General features: G+C 68.3%; 22 protein-coding genes. 10 read left to right on the top strand and 12 right to left on the bottom strand.

What is annotated here, in order from left to right:
- Window positions 1-2: 2 nt before the first annotated feature.
- Window positions 3-1721, bottom strand: a complete 1719-nt coding sequence (locus tag PIGHUM_RS02480; RefSeq protein WP_124077651.1) for a hypothetical protein — start codon at window positions 1719-1721, stop codon at window positions 3-5.
- A 314-nt stretch (window positions 1722-2035) separates the two neighbouring features.
- Complete coding sequence (locus PIGHUM_RS24060) at window positions 2036-2692, bottom strand: hypothetical protein (RefSeq protein ID WP_222929194.1); 657 nt, start codon at window positions 2690-2692, stop codon at window positions 2036-2038.
- 260 nt (window positions 2693-2952) lie between these two features.
- On the opposite strand from PIGHUM_RS24060, the gene PIGHUM_RS02470 reads away from it, so the two are divergent.
- A complete protein-coding gene (locus tag PIGHUM_RS02470; RefSeq protein WP_124077650.1) occupies window positions 2953-3354 on the top strand; it encodes a DoxX family protein in 402 nt (133 codons plus the stop codon).
- Window positions 3355-3412: 58 nt separating this feature from the next.
- Here PIGHUM_RS02470 and PIGHUM_RS02465 read toward each other — a convergent pair whose 3' ends face one another.
- From PIGHUM_RS02465 to PIGHUM_RS02450, 4 genes are all read right to left on the bottom strand, one after another.
- A complete protein-coding gene (locus PIGHUM_RS02465; protein ID WP_124077649.1) occupies window positions 3413-4522 on the bottom strand; it encodes an alcohol dehydrogenase catalytic domain-containing protein in 1110 nt (369 codons plus the stop codon).
- A gap of 1 nt (window position 4523) precedes the next feature.
- Window positions 4524-5507 (bottom strand): hypothetical protein, encoded by a 984-nt coding sequence (locus PIGHUM_RS02460; protein WP_124077648.1) that lies wholly within the window; start codon window positions 5505-5507, stop codon window positions 4524-4526.
- Window positions 5508-5568: 61 nt separating this feature from the next.
- The gene (locus PIGHUM_RS02455; protein WP_160142115.1) at window positions 5569-6537 is read right to left on the bottom strand and encodes a TAXI family TRAP transporter solute-binding subunit; all 969 of its coding nucleotides are present in this window, start codon (window positions 6535-6537) and stop codon (window positions 5569-5571) included.
- An 11-nt stretch (window positions 6538-6548) separates the two neighbouring features.
- Window positions 6549-7562 carry a Bug family tripartite tricarboxylate transporter substrate binding protein gene (locus PIGHUM_RS02450; protein ID WP_160142114.1) on the bottom strand — a complete coding sequence of 338 codons (1014 nt, stop codon included), beginning with the start codon at window positions 7560-7562 and terminating at the stop codon, window positions 6549-6551.
- Window positions 7563-7764: 202 nt separating this feature from the next.
- On the opposite strand from PIGHUM_RS02450, the gene PIGHUM_RS02445 reads away from it, so the two are divergent.
- Window positions 7765-9597: an ABCB family ABC transporter ATP-binding protein/permease gene (locus PIGHUM_RS02445; RefSeq protein ID WP_246012869.1), complete on the top strand. Its 1833-nt coding sequence runs from the start codon at window positions 7765-7767 to the stop codon at window positions 9595-9597.
- Between the two features lie 6 nt (window positions 9598-9603).
- On the opposite strand, the gene PIGHUM_RS02440 is transcribed toward PIGHUM_RS02445, so the two are convergent.
- On the bottom strand, window positions 9604-10263 hold the full coding sequence (locus PIGHUM_RS02440; protein ID WP_124077645.1) for a bifunctional 4-hydroxy-2-oxoglutarate aldolase/2-dehydro-3-deoxy-phosphogluconate aldolase: 660 nt from the start codon (window positions 10261-10263) through the stop codon (window positions 9604-9606).
- A gap of 106 nt (window positions 10264-10369) precedes the next feature.
- A complete protein-coding gene (locus PIGHUM_RS02435; protein ID WP_124077644.1) occupies window positions 10370-11572 on the bottom strand; it encodes an MFS transporter in 1203 nt (400 codons plus the stop codon).
- A 128-nt stretch (window positions 11573-11700) separates the two neighbouring features.
- On the opposite strand from PIGHUM_RS02435, the gene PIGHUM_RS02430 reads away from it, so the two are divergent.
- Window positions 11701-12585 carry a LysR family transcriptional regulator gene (locus PIGHUM_RS02430; protein ID WP_124077643.1) on the top strand — a complete coding sequence of 295 codons (885 nt, stop codon included), beginning with the start codon at window positions 11701-11703 and terminating at the stop codon, window positions 12583-12585.
- Window positions 12586-12594: 9 nt separating this feature from the next.
- On the opposite strand, the gene PIGHUM_RS02425 is transcribed toward PIGHUM_RS02430, so the two are convergent.
- Window positions 12595-13788: an MFS transporter gene (locus PIGHUM_RS02425; protein WP_124077642.1), complete on the bottom strand. Its 1194-nt coding sequence runs from the start codon at window positions 13786-13788 to the stop codon at window positions 12595-12597.
- Between the two features lie 123 nt (window positions 13789-13911).
- On the opposite strand from PIGHUM_RS02425, the gene PIGHUM_RS02420 reads away from it, so the two are divergent.
- Window positions 13912-14208 carry an acylphosphatase gene (locus PIGHUM_RS02420; RefSeq protein WP_124077641.1) on the top strand — a complete coding sequence of 99 codons (297 nt, stop codon included), beginning with the start codon at window positions 13912-13914 and terminating at the stop codon, window positions 14206-14208.
- 10 nt (window positions 14209-14218) lie between these two features.
- On the opposite strand, the gene PIGHUM_RS02415 is transcribed toward PIGHUM_RS02420, so the two are convergent.
- Window positions 14219-14905, bottom strand: a complete 687-nt coding sequence (locus PIGHUM_RS02415; protein WP_124077640.1) for a GntR family transcriptional regulator — start codon at window positions 14903-14905, stop codon at window positions 14219-14221.
- A gap of 59 nt (window positions 14906-14964) precedes the next feature.
- Window positions 14965-15942 (bottom strand): Bug family tripartite tricarboxylate transporter substrate binding protein, encoded by a 978-nt coding sequence (locus tag PIGHUM_RS02410; protein WP_124077639.1) that lies wholly within the window; start codon window positions 15940-15942, stop codon window positions 14965-14967.
- Window positions 15943-16047: 105 nt separating this feature from the next.
- Between PIGHUM_RS02410 and PIGHUM_RS02405 the strand changes: the two genes are divergently transcribed.
- Window positions 16048-16641, top strand: coding sequence for an amino acid synthesis family protein (locus PIGHUM_RS02405; protein WP_124077638.1), 594 nt, complete (start codon window positions 16048-16050; stop codon window positions 16639-16641).
- Window positions 16642-16688: 47 nt separating this feature from the next.
- Window positions 16689-17525, top strand: a complete 837-nt coding sequence (locus tag PIGHUM_RS02400; RefSeq protein WP_124077637.1) for an alpha/beta fold hydrolase — start codon at window positions 16689-16691, stop codon at window positions 17523-17525.
- Window positions 17526-17544: 19 nt separating this feature from the next.
- Here PIGHUM_RS02400 and PIGHUM_RS02395 read toward each other — a convergent pair whose 3' ends face one another.
- Window positions 17545-18357, bottom strand: coding sequence for an enoyl-CoA hydratase-related protein (locus PIGHUM_RS02395; protein ID WP_124077636.1), 813 nt, complete (start codon window positions 18355-18357; stop codon window positions 17545-17547).
- Window positions 18358-18679: 322 nt separating this feature from the next.
- On the opposite strand from PIGHUM_RS02395, the gene PIGHUM_RS02390 reads away from it, so the two are divergent.
- The 4 genes from PIGHUM_RS02390 to PIGHUM_RS24050 all read left to right on the top strand — a co-directional run bounded on the left by PIGHUM_RS02390 (window position 18680) and on the right by PIGHUM_RS24050 (window position 23766).
- Window positions 18680-19513 (top strand): DUF3014 domain-containing protein, encoded by an 834-nt coding sequence (locus PIGHUM_RS02390; RefSeq protein ID WP_124077635.1) that lies wholly within the window; start codon window positions 18680-18682, stop codon window positions 19511-19513.
- A gap of 139 nt (window positions 19514-19652) precedes the next feature.
- Entirely contained in the window at window positions 19653-20165 is a 513-nt protein-coding gene (locus PIGHUM_RS02385; RefSeq protein WP_124077634.1) for a (2Fe-2S)-binding protein, read from the top strand.
- Window positions 20162-22438 carry a xanthine dehydrogenase family protein molybdopterin-binding subunit gene (locus PIGHUM_RS24055; RefSeq protein ID WP_222929193.1) on the top strand — a complete coding sequence of 759 codons (2277 nt, stop codon included), beginning with the start codon at window positions 20162-20164 and terminating at the stop codon, window positions 22436-22438. The genes PIGHUM_RS02385 and PIGHUM_RS24055 overlap by 4 nt, the downstream gene beginning before the upstream one ends.
- Window positions 22435-23766, top strand: coding sequence for a c-type cytochrome (locus PIGHUM_RS24050; RefSeq protein WP_222929192.1), 1332 nt, complete (start codon window positions 22435-22437; stop codon window positions 23764-23766). The genes PIGHUM_RS24055 and PIGHUM_RS24050 overlap by 4 nt, the downstream gene beginning before the upstream one ends.
- The last annotated feature ends 27 nt before the right edge of the window (window positions 23767-23793 follow it).

The following is a 23793-nucleotide window of genomic DNA, read 5'->3' as shown; positions in this document are numbered from 1 at the left end:
CATTACAACCCCAGTCGTCGGCGGACATTAGAAACAGCATCGTAGCCGTACACACGGTTCAAAACATTGAATTGATCCTGGTAGATACGACCGCTGCCACTCAACCAATTCCCACTCTGCGTGTAGACTCCCATCAGATTATCCGCTAGCCCGTAGACGAACGGCATGCGTTGACTGACATCGCCAACGTCGTTCCCCGTGAAACTGAGCGACTTACCATGAATCGTAACGGTCGAAGCCTGTCGCGCGATCGCGTCGACTCCCGTGTTATAGACATTGCGCCCTGTTTCGACAAGCTTGGCTCCAACACTGCCCGTCACTTCCGCAATTCTCGGCGGTGTTCCAACCCTGAAGAGGTCTTGAATGGACTGACGAAGCGTTTTGATCTCGCCAATCGCGGCATAGGACTTATCGTAATACTGCTGCAATACGACGCGCTGTTCAAAATCAGCCGAAGCCCGCAGCGACTGCCCAAGCAGTTCTTCTCCCTTGCCTATTTGCCCTGCCGCAAATGCCGCCTTTGCCTCATCCCGAAGTTCAAAGCTTCGTACTACGGAGGTTTCATAGCCGTAGTTTTCCTGTGTCCACCGCGCCCCGAAACTCTCGTTGTCTAGCGTAACCATTGCTCGAATGGCTGCAGTTCCTCCTGCCTGATAAAACTGCTCCGCCGTGAACATGCTCTCGAAGATTGCCCGGTTACCCTCGCTGAACCCTGCGCGAATAACTCCTGCGTCCACACTACCGGACAAGCCAGCCCGGTCCAACAGTTGATAGGTCTCGCCCACTTTGGACGTAGCATAGGGAGCAAGCCCGAACCAGACTGCCGTCCGGTCGTCACCAAATAATTTCTGATAGGCCACCCCTGTCGTCAAACTGGTCTCCACTGGCGAAAGACTGCTCGGCAGCCATGCGCGGCTGTTTTGCAACGCAACGCCATGCAGCTTACCCAGTGCATCCGGATCCGCCAAAACCGCTGGATCGCGCAGGGCATACAGAGCCGCAGGTATTGCCGGCAACCGCATACCGGTGGACGAGTTGCGTCCACTCGCCGTGTTGGCCGCCAGGAGGTCACCTGCGTGGACCCCGATCAATCCTGATAATTCGACGTCGGTCCCTACGCCTGCTAGATACCCGAACCCTTGTGCCCTCTCTGCGCTGGCCAGGGATTCGCTACCCCCAGGTTTACCACCAGTTGGCTCCAAGTATTGCGTAGGCAACCTCACCCCTGCAGGCTCTTCCCCTACCCGGATTCCGTTCAAAGTCACCGCCGTTGATTCGGGTTGCCCCAACGTCTTCGCGATCCGGTTGCCGATCGTTGCGCCAATCGCATCACCTACAATCGCGCCCATGTTCCGGCTCAGGCTACCGCCCCGCACCAGCGCACTGGACACACTTGCCGAGAATCCCTGCGCTATATCGCCAATGTGCTCCAATTTTCCGATGGAGCTGGTTCCGACCTGATAGGCCACGCCACCAGCAATAGCCGAGGTGGCGACGCCCTTCCAATCAAAACTCGACTGCAAACCCGTCACAACACCGATGCCCTGCGTCGCCACCGACCTCATCGCACCCAGCGCCACCTGACTGCCCGTCTCGCCAAACTTCTGCACCAGCGTGGTTGAAAGATTTGCCGCCTGTGCCAACCCAGCCGTCACGCCCGACCCCACTGCCCCCAGCGCCACACCTGCCCAACTGAATTTGTCTTGCACGCCGGTAGCCATGCCTACCGCCTGACCTGCAATCGATCCTACTGCCCCACCAATCGCCCACCCCACAATTTGGCTGTTCAAGAAAGCCGCAGCCGCTCCGCCTGTCCACACTGTCACAGCCACCGCCACCACTATCGACAACACCTGCCCCAACCCACCACATCCACCGCGCCCCGGCGGAGGCGGCGGCTCCGGCAGCGTGGGACTCGTGTTGCCCAGCGCCTTGCCTGGGTCGTACGGCCGATACGTCTCCGACGTGTTGTGCACGTTGGTGACCTTGTTCGGTACCCGCAGCACCGTGCCCGCCACTAGCGCATCATCGCCGCTCAGGCCGTTGGCATCGGCCAGAATCCACCACAGCGCAGCATCTCCCCACAGCGACGTCGCAATGCTGCGCAGCGTATCGCCGGTGCGTACCGTGTACGCACCGGCCGCAGCCCCGGATAGCCGCTGTTGATGGGCACGTAGTTCTCGTCGAAATCCGCTCCCGCCGTCGGTTTGAACCGCTTGTAATAGTCCTCTGCCTTAGTCTGTTCCGGCGTCGTACGCGACAGTTCCTGCGCGTAGTCCACCCGCTCGACACCGTCGTTACCCACGTTGCCGACGCGGTGCCCACCCAGGTAGTAATAGGAGTGCGAGCGGTTCGCGTGTGCGCTGACCAGCTCTCCCGCGCTGTTCGTGCTGGCGCCCAGGTATTCGTCGCGCCGCATCACCTGACCGTCGCCATCGACCAGGTAGCGGAACTCCCGTTTGCCCACCACGTCGGTGGCGCTTTTGACGTTGCCGTTCACGTCGTAGGTAAACCGCGAGAATCCAGGCGCCCACCCAGGCTGGCTCCCTTCGGCCTGGATCTTGATCTCTTTCTGTTTGGCGCCGTCCCACCATTCGTAGGTGTACGAGGTCGTAGTCTTGGCCGACCCGCCCCCTTGCTCACATTGCGCTCGATGTGCTGCACGACCCGCCCGGTCGTGTCGTTGATGCATTCGGCGCGTGCCAGGCCGCCTATGGCCACTGTCGTCAGATAGACGTTCTAATACACGATGCTATCGAAAGCGCCTCTCCAGAACCTTTCAGCCATTGGATCAGCTTGCTCAAGACCGGTTAATCAAGCGATTATTCGTTAAATCCCGCGATGGCTATGTCTGGTGCGCACCAGCGATGCCGGCAGCCGGGTTCGATGGTTTACCCCGCAGTCTCTTTTGTTCAACGCTCGCAGGCACCACCCGACACAAGGAAAAAAACCATGCCCACCCCCAGCAACGACTTCTTCGCCACCTGGACCCCTCGCGCGCAAGGCCTGATGCGCATCATCGTCGCCTATCTGTTCGTGCAGCACGGCACCGCCAAGTATTTCAACATTCCCGCGCTGGGCTTCGACAACCTGCCGCCGCTGATGATGGTGGCCGGCGTGATCGAGATCGTGGGCGGCGTGCTGGTGCTGATCGGCCTGTTCACGCGGCCCGCCGCTTTCATCCTGTCGGGCTTCGCGGCCGCGGCCTATTTCATCGCCCATGCGCCGAAGGTTTTTCTGAGTCCGCTGCAGAACGGGGGCGAGGCCGCGGTGCTGTATTGCTTCGTCTTTCTGTTCTTCGCGGTGGCCGGCGCAGGCGCGTTCAGCGTGGATGCGATACGCAGGAAGGCTTGAACTGAAGAGCATGCGGGATCCCGGCTCGCCGCCGGGAGCCCCGCTGCCGCATCCCAACCTACCCCGGATGCACCACGCTCATCCACATCGGCTCGGTCCTGTCCAGCATGACCTGCAGCGCGTGGTTGACCTGGCCCAGCGGGAAGTGGTGGGTGATCAGTTCGTCCGCGTTCAGCTCGCCCGAGCCCAGCAGCGCCAGCACGGCGTCGGTGTCCGAGCGGGTGCAGGCGCGCGTGCCGACGACGCGCCAGCATTTCTGCATCATCTCGGCGATGGTGGCGGGCAGCATGGCCGGGTTGCCGCCCATGTGCACCAGGGTGCCGCCCAGCGCCAGCGCGCGCAGCAGTTGCGCGGTGCCCGGGCCGCCGGGGAAATAGTCGAGCACGGCGTCGGCGCCTTCCGGCAGGATTTCCTGCAGGCGGCGCGCCAGGCCCTGGTTGTCGGCCCAGTCGGCGGGCAGTTCGTCCAGGGGCAGCAGTTCGACGGGCAGGTCGCCGGCCAGCGGCCTCAGCGCTTCCAGGCGTTCGCGTGAACGCGCGACCAGCACCAGCCGGCTTGCTCCGTAGAAGCGGGCCAGCTTGATGGTGGCGGTGCCCATGGTGCCTGTGGCCGCGGTGACGACCAGGCTGGCCGGCGCCTGCAAGCCCGCGCATTTGAGCGCGCGCACGGCGTTGGCGAGATCGTGGACCTTGGCTCCGACGTCGAAGCCGACGTTGTCGGGCAGCACGTCCACGAACCGCGCCGGCGCGCGCGCATAGTCGGCCAGTCCACCGTCGTGATACCGCGCGTACAGTTCCAGCGGCCCCGTGCCGAATGCAGCGTGGCCGATCATGGCGGTTTCGGAACAGAGCTGCTGGCGGTCGGTGCGGCAGTAGTGGCACTGGCCGCAGGACAGCATGGGGTGCACGCGCACCCGCTTGCCCACCAGCGCCTGGGCGTCGGCCGTGGCGCCGGCCGCCACCACGGTGCCGGCGATCTCGTGGCCGGGCGTGGCGGGCAGGTGCTTGAACCGTCCGCGTTCGAGCAGTTTCATCATGCCCGGCGCAATGCCGGCGGCGGCCACCTGCACGAGCACGTCCTCGGGCCCCAATTCGGGAACCGGTATCCGCTCGATGCTCAGTTCCGGCTGCCCGCGATGGGCGCGGGCGGCAAGCATGGTAGTCGTCATGTCAAGCTCCTGTCGTCCGTAGCGCAGCGATCTGTTCAGGGGTCAGGCGTTCGGCCTGGCGCGTGCCGGCCGCCACCTGCGGGACGGGCTGGGTGGACACCATCGACAAGTGGGTGCTCGGACCTACATGGATGCTGGTGCTGGCCAGCGCGCGCGGGATGCGCACGAAATCGCCGGGCTGCAGGCGCAGCACGCCGCGCTGCGTGACCAGGGTGCGCGTGCCGGCCACCTGGTACTGGATCTCTTCGGCATTGCGCAGCCGCCGGTAGACCTTGCCGTCCGAGGCATCCGCCGCGACCTGGCCGATCATGATGGTGGGGCAGCGGTACAGCCAGACCGTGCAGGAGCCGGCGGGCCGCAGCACTTCCAGCCGCTCGTCCGTTTCCGCCGCGTGGTCCAGCAGCATGCGTTCGTCCACCGGCGCCATCACGACGTCCTGGCCCGGCCCGGCCACGCCTTCGGTGACCAGTTCGTTGATGACCGCCGGCGTCCAGCCGGGAAAGGGCGGCATGCGGTGCTCGGCGGTGCGGTGCACCGGCCCCAGGCGCTCGACCGGGCCGGGCACGTAGAACAGCAGATGGATGTCGCGCACGCCGCGGTTGTCGTGCGCCACGCCGTCGGGTAGCCGCGCGAACTCGCCGGGCACGACGTCCACGCTGCCCAGTTCGGTCATGATGGTGCGGTCGCCGCAGACCTGGAACGAGATCTCGTCCACGCCGCAGTTGCGGTGGTAGAACGGCTGGCGCGCGTCCATGGTCTGCCACTCGATGCGCACCGACGCGCTCTCGTAGACGCCGCGCGGCGGCACGAAGGGCTGGTCGATATAGGCGGGCGGGAAATGCACCGCCTCCAAGGGCGGACGCTCGCGGTCCTGCCGCATGCGGCTGGGCAGCGGCTCGGCCAGCAGCAATTCCTCGCTGCGCCGCAGGACCATGGGCGGCGCAGCGAACGGAAATGCGTCCAGGTGTTCGTAGACTTCGGGCACGGCAACTCTCCTGACGTCGTGCTTTGATTCGGTCGGCCACGGCGCGGTGCGCGCCGTCCTTCTACAGCCAGCCCGCCTCGCGGTAGTAGCGCTCGGCGCCCGCATGCAGCGCGATCGGCGGCCGGGCGATCTTGCGCGGGTCCAGCGGATAGGACAGCGGGCTGTGCTGCGGCGGCAGGTGCCGGTACTGGCGCTCGATGGCCTCGCGCGTCTCGACCAGGCACCAGGTCAGCAGGTGGGCGACGTCGGCGTCCATGTCGTCGCGCACCAGCACCAGGAAATCGGAGAAATCCAGGGCCGGCAGCGGCGCCTCCAGGTTTTTCCAGTAGCCGGCAGGCAAGGTGCCGGCCGGCATACCGAGTTCGGCCTGCAGCTGCGCCAGCGCCTGCGGCTCGGCCGCCAGCGGCACTACCTGGCCGGATTCGACGATCTGCGACCACCACGGCGTCATGATGGCTTCCTGCAGCACGGCGTCGACCTCGCCGTTCTGCACGCGCGCCAGGCTCTCGCGCGGGTTCTGGTCTTCCACGTAGCTGGCGCCCCATGAAGCCAGGGTGGCGTCGTCGATGCCGTGCGCCGCCATGAACCGGCGCGCCACGTAGCCGATGAAGTTGGTGCCGTCGTCGCGCGAGGTGGCGATGCGCAGCGCCGGACGGCGCTCGCGCAGTTCGGCGAAGGAACGGATGCCCAGGTCGGGCCGCACCGCCAGGACCATGCGGTCGTCCTGCGGCAGCACGCCCAGGGCGCGCAGGTTGGGCGAGGGCCGGCCTTCGAAGATCAGGCGGCCGTCGAGCGCGGCCGGCATCAGCATGGAAGGCGTGACCAGGCACAGGTCGGCTTCGCCTTCCTGCACCAGGTCGATGGCCTCGATGCCGCCCGCGCGCACGCTCCAGATGGCCACGCGGCTGCGCGTGCCGGCGCGCTTGCAGAACTCCTCGCACAGCCAGGAGCAGATACGGTGGAAATTCGCCTGCCCCCAGTCGCCGACGAAGCGCAGGTGGTGCGAGCGGGACAGCCTGGGCTGTGACATGGACGGACTCCTCATTCGACCTTGATGTTGGCGTCCTGGATCATCTTGCCCCAGAACGCGTTCTGCGTACGCACCAGTTCGCCAAAGCCGCGCTGGTCGTTGTCCACCGGCTCGAAGCCCAGTTCCAGCAGGCGCGCCTTGATCTCCGGCCGCGCCAGCACCTTGTGCACCGAGGCGGCCATCTTCGCCGTCAGTTCGGGCGGCGTGCCCGCCGGCACCAGCAGCCCGCCGAAACCCACCACCTCGAAACCGTCGTAGCCCAGTTCCTTCAAAGTGGGAATGTTGGGACTGATGGGCGAACGCGCCGAGCCGGTGCTGGCGAGGATGCGCATAGAGCCGGCCTGTACCTGGGGCAGCAGGTCGGAATAGGACGCGAAGATGCTGCCCACGCGGCCCCCCGCGACGTCCATGACGCCCGGCGGAATGCCGTTGTAGGGCACGTGCAGCATGTCGATCTTGGCCTGCTGCATCAGGATCACGGAGTTCAGATGCGGCGTGGAGCCTTGGCCGGGGCTGGCGAAGGAAAGCTTGGCCTCGGGCCGGCCGGCGTAGGCGACGAACTCCTTGAGCGTCTTGGCGGGAAGACCCGCGTTGATCCCCAGCCAGAGCTGGGCGTTGAACAGCTGCGCCACCGGCGCGAAGCTGGCGACCGGGTCGTAGCCCGCGTTGCGCAGCAGGTGCGGCGCCTGCACGAAAGGCGTGGTGCCCAGCAGCATGGTCCTGCCGTCGGGCGGCGCCTTGGCGACGTGGGCCGCGCCGATCACGCCGGAAGCGCCGGCGCGGTTGTCCACCACCACCGGCACGCCCCATTCCTTGGACAGCGGCTCGGCCACCAGCCGCGCGGCGTTGTCGAAAGAACTGCCGGCGCGGCCCGAAACGATGATGGAAACGCGGCCCCCGTCGAAGAGCTGGGCGGCCGCGGGGCCGGCGCCTGCCAGCAGGGCCGCGCCGAAGAGTGCGGGCAATCCGGCCCGCGCGGCGAATGAACGGTGGCGCTTGTCGGCGCCCGGGATGATCGGTTTCATGGCTGTCTCCCCGATGATGGGTGGTCGTTGTGCGCACATGTTGCGAGGCCGTGCCGAACCGGTCAAACGATATTCTCAATGGATGAGACGATGCCGGACACATCTTCCGGCGCATCCGCCGCCGGGGCAGCGACCGGGGGTAAACGAGCCTGGTTATCCGAACAGGCGTATCGTTGCCGCTATCGCAACAAGGAATACCGCTTTGACCTCTGCACTTCCTCCGAGCCCCCGCGGCGGCGGCCTGGGCACGCTGCGCACGCTGCTTCCCTATCTGTGGCCGGCCGGCGCCCGCAATCTGCGCCTGCGCATCGTCGCCGCGGTCGCGCTGTTGATCGCGGCCAAGATCGCCAACGTCTACGTCCCCATCTTCTACAAGTCCGCCGTCGATACGCTGGGCGGCCAGGCCGGTGCGGCCATCGCCATTCCCGTCGGCATGATCCTGGCCTACGGCGGCGCGCGCGTACTCTCGCTGATCTTTTCGGAACTGCGCGACGCGGTGTTCGCGCGCGTGGCCCAGCGCGCGATCCGCGTGGTCGGGCTGCAGGTCTTCCGCCATCTGCACGCGCTGGCCCTGCGCTTCCACCTGGCGCGCCAGACCGGCGGACTGACGCGCTCCATCGAACGCGGCACCAAGGCCATCGACACGCTGCTGTCCTACATGCTGTTCAACGTGCTGCCCACGCTGTTCGAGATCGGGCTGGTCACGGTGATCCTGTGGCGCATGTTCGACGCCTGGTTCGCGCTGGCCACCTTCGCCACCGTGGTGCTGTACATCGCCTATACGCTGGCCGTGACCGAATGGCGCACCAAGTTCCGGCGCCAGATGAACGAGACCGACTCCGAGGCCAACACCAAGGCCATCGACAGCCTGCTCAACTACGAGACGGTCAAGTATTTCGGCAACGAAGAACACGAGGCGAGGCGCTACGACACGGCGCTCACGCGCTACGAGCGCGCCGCGGTCAAGAGCCAGGTCAGCCTGTCGCTGCTGAACATCGGCCAGGCGGCGATCATCTCGGCCGGGCTGACCGTGGTGATGTGGATGGCGGCGCGCGGCATCGTCGCCGGGCGGCTCAGCATCGGCGATTTCGTGCTGGTCAACGCCTACCTGCTGCAGCTCTACCAGCCGCTCAATTTCTTCGGCTTCGTCTACCGCGAGATCAAGCAGTCGCTGATCGACATGGACCGCATGTTCGAACTGCTGTCGGTGGACCGCGAGGTGGCCGACCGGTCCGGCGCGCCAGACCTGAAAGTGGAGGGCGCCACGGTCGAGTTCCGCGACGTGGTGTTCGGCTACGATCCGCGCCGGCTGATCCTCAAGCACGTCAGCTTCGCCATCCCCGCCGGCAAGACCGTGGCGGTGGTCGGCTCCTCGGGCGCGGGCAAGTCCACGCTGAGCCGGCTGCTGTTCCGCTTCTACGACGTCAGCGCCGGCGCGATCCTGATCGACGGCCAGGACATCCGCGAGGTCACCCAGTCCAGCCTGCGCGCGGCCATCGGGATCGTGCCGCAGGATACGGTGCTGTTCAACGACACGATCTACTACAACATCGCCTATGGCCGGCCCGGCGCCACGCGCGAGCAAGTCGAGGAAGCCGCCAGGCTGGCGCACATCCACGACTTCATCCTGGCCATGCCGGACGGCTACCAGACGGTCGTGGGCGAACGCGGCCTGAAGCTTTCGGGCGGAGAAAAACAGCGCGTGGCCATCGCCCGCACCATCCTGAAGCGGCCGGCCGTCCTGCTGTTCGACGAGGCCACCAGCGCGCTCGACACCCATACCGAACGCGAGATCCAGGCCAACCTGCGCGAAGTCAGCCGGGGCCGCACCACGCTCACCATCGCGCACCGGCTTTCCACCATCATCGACGCCGACGAGATCATCGTGCTGGACGCCGGCAGGGTGATCGAGCGCGGCCGCCACCACCAGTTGCTGACGCAGAACGGCGCCTATGCGGCCATGTGGCGGCGCCAGCAGGAAGGCGCCGACGGAGAGGAATTGAAGCCCTACCTGGCGAAAACCCAGGCGCCCTGAAGGCGCTCAGCCGGCGCCGGCCGCGTGCAAGGTCCCGGCCAGCGCCTGCACCAGCGCATCGGTGTCGCGCGCGGCCAGGCGCTGCGCATCGAACAGGTTGCCGCCCATGCCCACCACGGCGGCGCCGGCCTGGAAATACGCCGCCATGTTGTCGCGCGACACGCCGCCCGTGGGGCAGAACGCGGTATCGGCGAACACGGATTTGAGCGCCGCCAGATGCGCCGGGCCGCCCGTGCTGGCGGGGAAGATCTTTACCACGTCGGCGCCCGCGGCGCGCGCGGCGATGACCTCGGTCGGCGTGAAGGCGCCCAGCATGCCGAGCGCGCCCGCGGCATGCGCCAATTCCACCAGCTCGGGCAACACGCCCGGCGACACCAGGAAGTCGGCGCCCGCCTCCAGCGCCAGCCGCGCCTGCTCGCCGTCGAGTATCGTCCCCACTCCCACCAGCACGTCGGCGCGCCCGCTCAACTGGGCGTCGGCGCGGACCGCGCGCAGCACCTCGAGCACGCCGGGAATGGTCCACGTCAGCTCTATGCCCCGGCAGCCCGCGCGCAGGGCGATCTGCGCGGCGTACAGCGCGGTCTCGGCATCCCGGTAGCGCAGCACCGGAATCAGGCGCGCCGCCCGCAGCGCGGACCAGCGCTGCTGGATCAGGGTATCGGTCATGGTCGGATCCGCCACAGGCAAGAGGGACTCGCACAGCCTAGCACGCGGGCACGCGCGCGCCTGTAAGGGGCCGCAACCGCCGGCCCGCGGCCTCGATGCGCCGATCTCATGCCGCGGGCACGCGCAGGCTCCCGCGGCGCGGCCGCATGGCCCAGACGCCCATCGCGCAGGCGGCGCAAGCGGCGCCCGCGGCTGCGACCAGGCCCCATCCACCGCGCGCGTAGGCCCAGGCGGATACCGCCGACCCGGCCGCCCCGCCCAGGAAGTAGCAGGTCATGTACGCCGCCGCGAGGCGGCTGCGGGCGTCGGGCCGGATCTGGTAGACGGCGTTCTGATTGCCCACGTGCAGCGCGTGCGCCGCCACGTCCAGCGCCACGATGCCCAGCGCCAGCAGGGCGATCGACGCCTGCCCGAGCGCCAGCGGCAACCAGGAGGCCAACATGCACAGCAGTCCCGCGCCCATGACCGCGTCGCCCTTGCCGCGGTCCAGCAGGCGGCCCACCGGCGCGGCCGCCAGCGCGCCCGCGGCGCCGAGCAGGCCGAACAGGCCGATGGCGAAGGTGGAGTAATGGAACGGCTCGGCGGACAGCAGGAAAGCGAGCGCCGTCCACAACATGGCGAAGCCCGCGAAGATCAGGCCGCCCAGCAATCCGCGCAGGCGCAGCGCGGGCTCTTCCAGGAACAGGCGGCCGATCGAGCCGATCAGGCCGGCATAGGAAACCGCCGCCGCGGCCGGGGGGTGCGCCGGCAGCGCCCGGCGCAGCACGCACGCCAGCGCGAACATCGCCACCGCCGCGCAGCCGTAGACCATGCGCCAGCCGGCCACCGCCGCGACCGTGCCGGCGAACGTCCGCGCCAGCAGCACGCCCAGCAGCATGCCGCCGAGCAACATGCCGATCACGCGGCCGCGCTCGTGCGGCGCCGCCAGCGCGGCGGCGAACGGCACCAGCACCTGCGCCGCCACCGAGAACACCCCGGCCACGGCGGTGCCGGCGAGCAATTGCGCCGCATTCCCGGCCAGCGCGCTGACGAGCAATCCGCACGCGGTCAGCAGCGTCATGCCGACGACCAGCTTGCGCCGCTCGACCAGATCGCCCAGCGGCACGAGCAGCAGCAATCCGGCCGCATAGCCGATTTGCGCGACCGTCACCAGCACGCCCGCCTGGGCGGTGCGCAACCCCAGGTCCGCGGCCAGCATGTGCAACAAGGGCTGGGCGTAATAGTTGGAAGCGACGGCCAGCCCGGCGGCCGCGGCCATCAGCCAGACCAGGCCGGACGGCAGGCGAGGGGAAGAGGAGTCGGAAGACATGGGGGGCTCGCACAATGAGGGACGAACCCATTATTTCCATGCCGGATCAATGAATCCAATGCATAATTTTCATTCAATCGATCTTGATTCGAGATTGATCCTCCCCGTTCGTCAACAAAGGGCCGACCGTGCATCTGCGCCAACTCGAATATGCGGTGGCCGTGGCCGAAGAAGCCAGCTTCACCAAAGCCGCCATCCGTTGCCACACGGTGCAGTCGGCCCTTAGCCACCAGGTGGCCAAGCTGGAAGAAGAACTGGACGCGCGGCTGTTCGAACGCACGTCGCGGACGGTGCGGCTGACGCCGGCCGGCCAGGCTTTTCTCGCCGCGGCGCGGCAGACGCTGGAATCGGCCGGCAGGATCGCGGCCGAGGTCGCCGCGGCGCAGGGCGACATCCGCGGCACGCTGGTGCTCGGCACGATATCCACCCTCACCACCGTGGACCTCGCCGATCTGCTGGCGCGCTTCCATCGCCGCTATCCTCGCGTGGACATCCGCCTGCAGGCGGGCATTAGCGAAGCGCTGATCGACGGCGTGCGCGAACGGCGCGTAGACCTCGGATTCGTCGGCCTGTGGCCCGAGGGCGGGCTGCCGGCGCTGCGATCGCGGCTGATTGCGGACGAACCCCTGGTGGCGCTGCTGCCGCCGGACTATCCGGCAGCAGCGAGCCGCGACCTCTCGCTCGCGGAGCTGGCGCAGCGCGCCATGGTCGATTTCCACGCCGGCAGCAGCGCGCGCCGGCAGACCGACGAGGCCTTCACCGCCGCGCGCATCGACCGCCGGGTGAGTTTCGAAGTGGACCACATCGACCTGATGCTGCAGATCGTCGGCAAGGGCCTGGCCGTCGGCATGGTGCCGCGTTCGCTGGCGCGGCACCATGCCGGCGGCCTGTCGACGCGCCCGGTTGCCGACGCGCCGCGGCGGCGGGTCCATGCCGTCTGGTCGCGCTCGCCCAGTCCGGCCGCGGCGGCATTCCTGGAATTGCTGGACGAGCGCATGGACGCGGGCGCCTGAGCCGCGCGCTCAGATGCCGGAGACCGCCGGGCCGCGCCGCCGCAGCTGCCATACCAGCAGCGCGCATGCCGCCGAGCACGCGCCCGCTCCCGCGACCGCATACCAGCCGCCGTGCGCATAGGCCCAGGCCGACGCCATGGAACCGAGCGAGCCGCCGATGAAATAGCTGGTCATGTAGGCCGCCGTCATCCGGCTGCGCGCCTCGGGCCGGATCTTGTAGATGGCGTTCTGGCAGCTCAGATGCACCACCTGCGTGGCCATGTCGAGCAGCAGCACGCCCACTACCAGGAACCATACCGAAACCTGCACCAGCGCGGCCGGGATCCAGCCCAACACCATCAGCAGCAGGCCGTAGCGCATGCTCAGATGTCCCAGGCCGCGGTCCGCCAGCCGGCCGGTGCGCGCCGCGGCCAGCGCGCCGGCCGCTCCCGCCAGCCCGAACAGGCCGATGACGAAAACCGAATAATCGAACGGCGGCGAGGCCAGCAGGAAGGCCATCGACGTCCACAGCATCGAAAAACTGGCGAAGTTGAAAACGGCGACCAGGGCGCCCACGCGCAGCACCGGCTCCTGCGCGAACAAGGCCAGGATGGAGCCGATCAGGCGGGGATAGGACATGCCCTTCGCCTGGGCCGGATACCTGGGCAGGCGGCGATAGAGCACCACGGCCAGCACGGCCATCAGCACGCCGGCGAGCACGTACATGGCGCGCCAGCTGCCTGCCGAGGCCACGATGCCGGCGAACGTACGCGCCAGCAGGATGCCCAGCAGCAAGCCGCTCATCAGGGTGCCGACCACTTTGCCGCGCTCGTCCGGCGCCGCCAGCGTGGCGGCGAACGGCACCAGCACCTGCGCCACCACGGAGAACAGGCCGGTGACGGCCGTGCCGGCCAGCAGCATGGCCAGGCTGGTCGAGGCGGCGCTGGCGAACAGACCCAGGGCCGCGAGCAAGGTCATGCCGGCGATCAGCGCGCGCCGTTCGAGCAGGTCGCCCAGCGGCACCAGCAGGAACAACCCCAGCGCATAGCTCACCTGGGCCACGGTGACGATGGCGCCTGCGGCCGGCACCGACAGCCCCAGGCTGTCGGCGATCGTCTGCAGCAACGGCTGGGCGTAATAATTGCTGGCGACCATCAGGCCGGTAGCCGTGGACATCAGCCACACCAGGCCGGGGTTCAGTCTGCTGGAAGAATCGGAAGTCATGAAAGCCAGAAAAACGACGGTAGCCGGCCATTATCGCAGCCGGGCCGGCCGCCGCCGGCGCCGCGGGCTGCTGGTAGACTCCCCCGCAACGACCATGCGCCGCCCCGATGCGGCCCGACGCCCATGCAAGAACTCGATACCAACCATCCCGTGGAAACCGTCCTCGTCCGCGTCACCGGCAGGGTGCAGGGCGTCGGCTACCGCATATCGACCGTCCGCCGCGCCCACCTGGTCGGCGTGGGCGGATGGGTGCGCAACAACGAAGACGGCTCGGTCGAGGCCCTGGTCCAGGGCACGCCCGAGCAGGTCGACGCCATGCTCGAATGGCTGCGCCAGGGCCCGCCCGCCGCGCAGGTGCGCGAACTCGCCAGCGAACGCCAATACATCGAGCGCCGCTACCCGAGCTTCGAGCAGCAGTAGCCGGACGCGCTCAACGCGGTTCGCGCCGGATCGCGCGCAGCGCCACCCGGGAGGCCTGCCGCACGTGGTGGACGGAAGCCTTGCGGGCCGCCTCCTCATCGCGGGCATGCAGCGCCCGGTAGATATGGGCCAGCTCGTCCAGCGTCTCGGGCAGGCGCCCGGGCTCGGACAGCGAGGTGCGGCGCAATAGCACGATGCGGTTGTGCAGCTGCTTGAGCATCACGCTCAGCACGCTGTTGCCGCAGCCTTCGGCGATGACGTCGTAGAAACTGTCGCTCAGCGCCAGCGTGCGCGCCACGTCGCCGGCCTCGGCGGCCTGCCTGAGCTGGCCGAAGACCTCGTCCAGCCGCTTCATGTGCACGCTCGATGCGCGCAGCGCGAAACCGACGCAGCTCTGCGCCTCGAGAATGCCGCGCACTTCGTAGATTTCCTCGGCATCTTCGTAGGTCAGCCGGGCCACCACCGGGCCGCGGTTGAGCACCAGTTCGACCAGGCCTTCGGCCTCGACCTGGCGCAGGGCCTCGCGCAGCAGCGTTCGGCTCACGCCCAGCGACTCCATCAGCTCGCGCTCTTTCAGGCGCTCGCCGGCCTGGTAGCGGCCGGACAGGATCGCCCGGCGCAAGTCCTGCTCGGCGCGCCGCCGCAGCGAGGCGGGCGCCTCGGCCGGAATGTTGTCGTCGTCCTGCTTGGTAGCCATGGAGGGATGCTGAGCGCGCAGTGCGGGAACCAGGCCCGCATTGTACCGATCGGCCCGGCTCAATTCCCCAGGCTGGCGCGGTTCTCGGCAACCACCTTGCGGTAGACCTCGATGCTGCGGGCCAATGCGGCCTGCAGGCCGGCGGGCGTGGACCCGACCCAGTCGTAGCCCTGCCCGACCATCTTGCGCACGAACGCCTCCTGCCTGCCCATGTCCGCGGCGACCGAGGCAATGTGGTCGGCCTGGGCGGCCGGCAGGCCCTTGGGCGCCAGGATGCCGAACCAGCCGTTGAAGTCCAGTTCCTTGACACCCTGCTCGGAAAACGTCGGTACGTCGGGAAATACGCGCGAGCGCGCCGCCCCCGTCACGGCCAGCGGCCGGAGCTGGCCGCTGCGGGCCATGGGCTCCACGGCGCTGGTGGTCAGGAATACCGACTGGGTATGGCCGCCCAGCAATTCGGTGATGGCCTGGCCCGAGCCCTTGTAGGGAACGTGCTCCAGCTTGGCGCCGGTGGCCTTCGCGAGGATCAGTCCGTACAGGTGCGCCGACGAGCCCGTGCCGAACGTGCCGTAGTTGACCGGCTGCGCGCGCGCCGCGGCAAGATAGTCCGCCAGCGAGCGCCACGGCGACTGCGCCGATACCGCCAGGACGTTGGCCGTATCGGCCAGCACGGTCACGGGGCTGAAATCCACCACCGGGTCGACGTCCAGGGGAGTCAGCAGCGGACCGAGCGCATGGGTGCTGGAGGTGCCGAGCAGCAAAGTGGCACCGTCCGGCCTCTGGCGCGCGACGTGGCGGGTGGCGATGGCGCCGTTGGCGCCGGGGCGGTTCTCGACCACGATCGTGCTGCCCGGGCTGCGCGCCTGCAGGACCTGCGCGAACTCGCGCGCCAGCTGGTCGGCGCCGCCGCCGGGCGCGAATGGCACCACCAGCGTCACGGTCTTGGGCAAGGGCGAGGCCTGCGCATGCGCCACGGGCATGGCCAGGCAGGAAGCGGCGAACAGGCCAATGGAAAGCAAATGGGTACGTCTCTGCATGGGAAAACTCGGATCGCGGAGTTAATGTCTTCCCATATTACATTCTTATCGCGTTTTCGTACTACAATTTGAGAACAAACAACCATTTTGTAGTATGATGAAACCATGTCCGAACTGACGCTGCAAATACGCAAGTGGTACCTGCTCTGCGAAGAGACCCTCACCAATGAAAGCGGCATCGCCGCCGACGGCGAGACGCTGCACAAGTACGTCGTCGCCGTAGCGCTGCGCAATCCCTACGCGGGCGGCTACGTCCAGGACCTGGACGCGGCCATCGCGGCATCGGAAGGGCTGGGGCGGGAATTCGCCAGGCGCCTGCGCGCCATTGCGCAGGACCGGCACATAGAAAGCTTCGGCAAGGCCTGCCTGGTCGGCACGGCGGGCGAATACGAACACGGCAACGCGTTCCTCACCACGGTGTTCGCCGAACCCTTGCGGGAAGCCCTCGGCGGCGCCAAGGCCTGGATGCCGTCCACCGGCAAGCGCGGCGCGCCGGGCACCGTCATCGACATCCCGCTGGCGCACAAGGACGCCTTGTACGTCCGTTCCCACTACGACACCATTACCGCGCTGTTCAACGATGCGCCCAATGCCGACGAAATCGTGATCGCCGTCTCGCTGGCCACCCGCGGACGCCTGCACGCGCGCCTGGGCGGCATCCCGGCCGACCAGATCCAGGGCGAAGACGGCCTGGTCTGAAGCACAGCGTGGGGGCATTTTTCAACACCGACACCAGGAGCCGAACCATGGAAACCCGCGACTACCGCGTCCCGGCCAACGGGCTGGAATTACACGTCACCGAATGGGGGCCGGCGGACGGCCGCCCCGTGCTGATGCTGCACGGCATCCGCGGCTACGCCCAGACCTTCCACGGCCTGGCGCAGGCGCTGCCGGATCGCCGCGTGATCGCCTATGACCAGCGCGGCCGCGGCCTGAGCGACTGGGACCCGGCGCGCGAGTACTACACCGCCAGCTACGTCGCCGACCTGGACGCCGTGGCCACGCAGCTCGGCCTGGGCCGCTTCGACCTGCTCGGCCACTCCATGGGCGGCATCGCGGCCATCGTCTATGCCGCGACCCATCCCGGCAAAGTCGACCGGATGGTCATCGAGGACGCCGGCCCCGACGCGTTCGAACACAGTTCCGGCGCCGGCCGCATCCGCGCCGAACTGACCAATGCGCCGCTGTCTTTCGAGAGCTTCGATCATGCCCGCGCCTTCATGCGCGCGCTGCGGCCCTCGGTCACCGAAGAGGCCCGCGAAGAACGTCTGCGCAACATGCTGCAGGTCCACCCGGACGGCAGCTGCAGCTGGCGCTACGACCATGCGGGCATTGCGCAGGCGCGCCTGGACCCGCTGCCGGGGCATTCGGTGGACCTGTGGCCGCACGTGAAGGCGCTGGCCTGCCCCACGCTGGTCCTGCGCGGCGGACGCTCGGACTATCTCTCCGCGGACACGGCGCTGCGCATGGCCGACGCCAATCCGCACATCCGCTGGTCCGAAGTTCCCGACGCCGGACACTACGTCCACGACGACCAGCCCGAACTGGTCGCGCAGGCGGTGCGGGCCTTTCTCGCTGGGTGAGGTAGGGCGACCGCGGTGTTCAGCTGCCCTTGAAGACGGGAGCGCGCTTGTCGATGAAGGCGCGCATGCCTTCTTTCTGGTCGTCGCTGTCGAACAGGCGCTCGAACGCGCGGCGCTCGAGCGCCAAACCGGTTTCGAGGCTGGCGTCGGCGCCCATGCGCACGGCTTCGCGGATGGCGCGCACGGCCAGCGGCGGCATGGCGGCGATCTGCTTCGCGATGGCCAGCGCGCGATCGAGCGCCTGGCCGTCCGGCACCAGTTCGCTGACCATATTGGCGTGATAGGCCGCCTGGGCCGGGATGCGCTCGCCGGTCAGCGACCACAGCAGCGTCTTGTACTTGCCCGCCGAGCGCAGCAGCCGCTGCGTGCCGCCTCCGCCCGGCATGATGCCGATCTTGATCTCCGGCTGGCCGAAGGTCGCGCCCTCGCCGGCAATGATGATGTCGCAGGCCAGCGCCAGCTCGCATCCGCCGCCCAGCGCATAGCCCTCGACCGCGGCGACGGCCGGCTTGGCCAGCGTGCGCAGAATGTGGAAGATGCGATCCGTGTCCTGGCGGACGTGGTCGGTGGGCCGCATGTCGGACATCTCGACGATGTCCGAGCCGGCCACGAAACATCCGCCCGCGCCGGTCAGCACGACGCAGGCGATGGACGGATCCTGGTCGAACTCGCGCAGTTGCTGCGCCAGCGCGTTCTTGACCTCGAGATTGAGGGCATTCCTGCGCGCCGGACGGTCGATGATGACCACGCCGACGCTGCCATGCCGTTCGCCGCGGACCAGCGCAGCGTTCTGTTGGGAAGAGGAGCCGGGTTGGGAAGGTTTGTCGGACATGAGCGGCGAAGATCCGGTTGAAGAAGCATGCAGCAGGATAGCTCGAGGGGTTTCCCAGAATACACAAAACGGCGGCCGTCCGGAGCGCGGAAATCCCGCAGCCGCCGCGGCTATTCGCCCAGCCGGAGCCGGGCGCTCAAAGCCGGCATGCATGAAGCGCGGCGGAGTGTCGGAATCCATCATCGCGCAACAATTTGTTGACGCGCGCGCCGCGCCTGGCCGCTCCGGCCAGCGCTCGACGTGCCATACCGGGCGCAGCTGGACACATGGGCGCCGCCGGCTGGTACAGTGTCCGAAACTCTTTTTTCGCCATAGGCAAGCCATGAGTCGACTGTCCTATTTCGTCGTGGTGCTGGGCCTGGCCGCCATCGGCGCCGGCCTCTATCTCTGGCTGCGGTCCCCGTCCGAGCCGCCCGTCATTGCCACGCAGCAACCGCCCGCCATGGCGGAGACCGCGGAACCGCCCGCCCAGGCGGCCGAGCCCCAGCCGGAAATCCAGCATCCGATCGAACCTCCAGCGGCCGATGCCGCCGCGCCCGAGCCGGCCGAGCAGCCCGACGTCGGCGTGGCGCTGAACGGCCTGATCGGCCGGGACGCGCTGGTGTCCCTGTTCAACATCGACCACTTCGCCCATCGCGCGGTGGCGACCATCGACAACCTCGCGCGGCCGCATGCCGCACCCGCGCTCTGGCCGGTCAACCCCACGCCGGGCCGCTTCGCCGCCGAAGGCGCCGCCCCCGACGAGCGCATCGCAGCCGCCAACTACGCGCGCTACCGGCCGTTCGTCGCAGCGGTCACGGGCGTCAGCAGTGATCGGGCCGTCGCGCTCTACAAGCAGCTCTATCCGCAATTCCAGAGGGCCTACGAGGAGCTCGGCTATCCGCGCGGATACTTCAACGATCGCCTGGTCACCGTCATCGACACCCTGCTCGCCACCCCCGAGCCGGACGAGCCGCTGGCGCTGGCCCTGCCCGAGGTCAAGGGGCCGCACGAACTGCGCCGGCCTTGGATACGCTACGAGTACGCCGACCCGGCGCTGGAATCGCTGACCTCGGGCCAGAAGATGCTGCTGCGCATGGGCCCCGACAACCGCCGGGCGCTCAAGGCCAAGCTCGTCGACATCCGCCGCCTGGTGCGCGACGCGCCGCCCGGCTGATTCCCCCCGGGGCCGAACATGTGGAAACAAGTGCGCCCGCCCCGCGCCGCATGCCGAAGCTAAGGTGGCGGTACGCGCCCGCTGCCGGCTGGCCGCCATAGACGGGTGCGTCCTGGATCGAACAAGAAAAGGACTCCACATGGCTCGGCTCACGCTCCACGTCAACGGCACCGACCACCCGCTCGAACTGGCTCGGGACACGCCGCTGCTCTATGCCCTGCGCAACGATCTCCAGCTCAACGGCCCCAAGTTCGGCTGCGGGCTTGGCGAATGCGGCGCCTGTACGGTGCTGATCGACGGCAAGCCCGCGCGCTCCTGTCTGGTGCCGGCCGGCGGTGTGCAGAATCGGCCCATCGTCACGCTCGAAGGCCTGCGCAAGGGCGACGCGCTCGACCCGGTGCAGCAGGCCTTCATCGACGAGAACGCCGCGCAGTGCGGCTATTGCATCAACGGCATGATCATGGCGGCGCGCGCGCTGCTGGATCGCAATCCCGATCCCAGCGAAGACGAGATCAAGCAGGCGCTGGCCTACAACCTGTGCCGCTGCGGTACCCACATCGAGATCATCAAGGCCGTTCGGCGCGCCGCCCGGCTGCGGGGCGGCGCCCGGACAGCCGGGCGCGAAGCCGCCGCGGCCGGAGGCGTGCAATGACGACCGCCTCCCTCGTTCCCCGGCTTTCGCGCCGGCAGATCCTGGCCGCTGCCGGCAGCCTCGCGGTCACCTTCACTTTCCCGGCCATCGTCAAGCGCGGCATGGCAGCGGCCGGACCCGCCACCGACGCCGGCTCGCAATTGGTGGACAAGAACATGGTGTCCGCCTACGTGCAATTGATGGCCGACGGCACGGTGCGCGCCTGTAACGGCCACGTCGACCTGGGCACCGGCATCCGCACCGCGTTCATGCAGATCGTCGCCGACGAGATGGACGTGGACATGGACCAGGTCAGCATGGTGCTGGGCGACACCGACGCCACGCCCAACCAGGGCCCCACCATCGCCAGCAATTCGGTGCAGGCCGCCGCCGTGCCCATGCGCCAGGCGGCCGCGCAGATCCGCCGCTACCTGCTCGACGAAGCGGCGCGCCGCTACGGCGTGCCGACGGACTCGCTGTCCACGCGCGCCGGCCATGTCCATACCCGCGACGGCACGCTCCTGGCCGCCTACGGCGAACTGGTCGGCGACCACCCGCTATCGGTGCCGCTGGACAAGGACGTGCCGCTCAAGCCGGTTGAGAACTACGGGCTGGTCGGCCGCTCCGTGCCGCGCGTGGACATTCCCGCCAAGGTATCGGGCGGCCTGACCTACGTGCACGACATGCGCCTGCCCGGCATGCTGCATGCGCGCGTGGTGCGTCCGCCGTACCGCGGCCGCGATGCCGGCGGCATGGTGGCCGCGAGCCTGGAATCGATAGACGAATCCTCGGTATCCCGGGTGCCCTCGCTCGTCAAAGTCGTCGCGATCAAGGATTTCGTCGCCGTCGTGGCGCGGCGCGAAGAAGACGCCATCCTCGCCTCGCGGCTGCTGAAGGCACAGTGGAAGGCGCCGCCCGCGCTGGCCGACATGGGCTCGCTCGCCAACGTGTTGACGGCCCAGCCGTCCAAGCGCAGGCCGCTGAGCCAGAAAGGCGATCCCGAGCACGCGCTGGCCTCGGCCAAGCCCGCACTCAAGGCCACCTACGTCTGGCCCTACCAGATGCATGGCTCGATCGGCCCTTCCTGCGGGCTCGCCGATTGGAAGAACGAGAAGCTGACCGTGTGGTCCGGCTCGCAGAACCCGCACAACCTGCACAGCGACATCGCCAAGATGCTCGACCTTCCCGAAGAGAGCATCCGCATCGTGCGCATGGAAGCGTCCGGCTGCTACGGCCGCAACTGCGCCGATGACGCCGCGGCCGACGCGGCCGTGCTGGCGCGCGAACTGGGGCAGCCGGTGCGCGTGCAATACATGCGCGAGGAGGAACACGCCTGGGAGCCCAAAGGCACCGCCCAGGTCATGGACGTGCACGGCGGCGTCACCGGCCCCTCGACGCTGGCCTACCGCTTCGACACGCGCTATCCGTCCAACGGCGCGCCGCTGCTGACCTCCCTGCTGATGGGCAGGGAGAAGGCCGAGGCGACGGTGTTCGAGATGGGCGACCGCACCGCGATCCCGCAATACCGCGCCTCCGACCTGGACGTGGCCGCGCTCGACATGGCCCCCATCGTGCGCGCTTCGTGGATGCGCGGCGTGGCTGCGCTGCCCAACGTGTTCGCGCACGAATCCTTCATGGACGAACTGGCCGCCCTGGAAGGCGCCGACCCGATCGAATTCCGCCTGCGCTTCATGGAAGACCCCCGTCCCATCGCTTTGCTCAAGGCCCTGGCCGAGCGCGCCGGCTGGCAGCCGCGCCCCTCGCCCATGTCCGGCAGGCCGTCGCGCGGCGTGGTCAAGGGCCGGGGCGTAGCGCAGCACCAGTACGTGCACGGCGCCTTCCCCGGCGTGGGCGCGTCGTGGTGCGCCTGGATCGCCGACGTGGAGGTCGACCTGGACACCGGCAAGGTACGCGTCACGCGCGTGGCGGCCGGACAGGACTGCGGCCTCATGATCAACCCCGACGGCGTGCGGCACCAGGTGCAGGGCAACGTCATCCAGACCGTCAGCCGCACGCTGCTGGAGAGCGTCGGTTTCGACGAGCAAGGCGTCAACACGCTGGAATGGGGCACCTATCCCATCCTCAAGTTCACCGAGCTGCCGCAGGTCGACGTGCTGCTCATGCCGCCCAACGGCAATCCGCCGCTGGGATCGGGCGAATCGGCCTCGGTGCCGGGGCCGGCGGCCATCGCCAACGCCATTTTCGATGCGACCGGCCTGCGCCTGCGCGAAGCGCCGTTCACGCCGGCCCGCGTCAAGGCCGCGCTGGCCGCTGCCCGCCAGGAGGTGAAATGATGAGCCGCACCGCCCGCTGGACCCTGGTCCTGGTCATTCTCCTCATCGTCATCGTCGCCGGCATCGTGGCGCTGGTGTACGAACAGGAGATTCCCCCCGCGGAAGTGGACGCCGCGCAATTCCCGCAAGAACAGATCCGGCGCGGGCAGAACGTGGCCGCGGCCGGCATGTGCGTGGTCTGCCATACGGCCGCGGGCGGCGCCGCCAATGCCGGCGGACACCGCATGGAAACGCCGTTCGGCATCATCGTTTCGACCAATATCACGCCCGACGCCGACACCGGCATCGGCGCCTGGTCGTTCGACGCTTTCGAGCGCGCCATGCGGCGCGGCATCGCCCGCGACGGCTCGCACCTGTATCCGGCTTTCCCTTACACCGCGTTCACCAAGATGAGCGAACAGGACATGCGCGACCTGTACGCCTATCTGATGAGCCGGCCGCCGGTGCGCAACGAGCCCGACCCCACGCGCCTGCCGTTCCCGTTCAATATACGCATGCTGATGGCCGGCTGGAACCTGCTGTTCCTCGACCGCGACCCGGTGGCCCCGGTCGCATCGGAATCGGAGGCCTGGAACCGCGGCAAGTATCTGGCGCAGGCGCTCGGCCATTGCAGCGCCTGTCATTCGCCGCGCAACGCGCTGGGCGCAGAGAAAGGCGGCCGGCACTACCTGGACGGCGGCAGCGCCGAAGGCTGGATCGCACCGGCGCTGAACGCCTCCTCGCGGGCCGCCGTGCCCTGGACCGAAGACGACTTGTTCGCCTACCTGCGCAAAGGCTATTCGGCGCACCACGGCGCGGCGGGCGCGTCCATGACGCCGGTGGTGCGCGAAGGCACGTCGCGCATCCCCGAGGACGACACGCGGGCGCTGGCCGCCTACTTCGCCGGCCAGATGGGCGTGCCCGCGGACGCCACCCCCGAACTGCGCATCAGGCAGCGCGAAGCCGCCGCCGAGGTGGCGGTCAATACGCTGGACAGCACGGGAGCGCGGATCTACAACCGCGCCTGCGCAGCCTGCCACCACCCCGGGCCGGGCGCGCCGGAGATGTTCGGCGGCCAGCCGCCGATATGGCTCGCCACCTCGCTGCGCCTGGACCAGCCGGACAACGTGGTGCGCTACGTGCTGAACGGCACCCAGCACGACGCCGGCAACCCGCGCGAGGGCCACATGCCCGGCTTCGCCTACGCGCTGAACGACGAGCAGGTCGCGGCGGTGGTGCAGTTCATGCGCGAGTCCTTCACCGACCGGCCGGCATGGAACGGCGTGCAGGACACGGTCAAGCGCATCCGGGACGAATATCCGCTGGCGTCGCAGGGAAGGGAGCAATGAAACGGCCCTGGCTGGCAAGATCGCCGG

Source organism: Pigmentiphaga humi (genome assembly GCF_900606115.1).
Taxonomy (GTDB): domain Bacteria; phylum Pseudomonadota; class Gammaproteobacteria; order Burkholderiales; family Burkholderiaceae_B; genus Pigmentiphaga; species Pigmentiphaga humi.
Note: the sequence above shows the minus strand (reverse complement) of the source record. Positions and strands in the feature narration are given on the sequence as shown.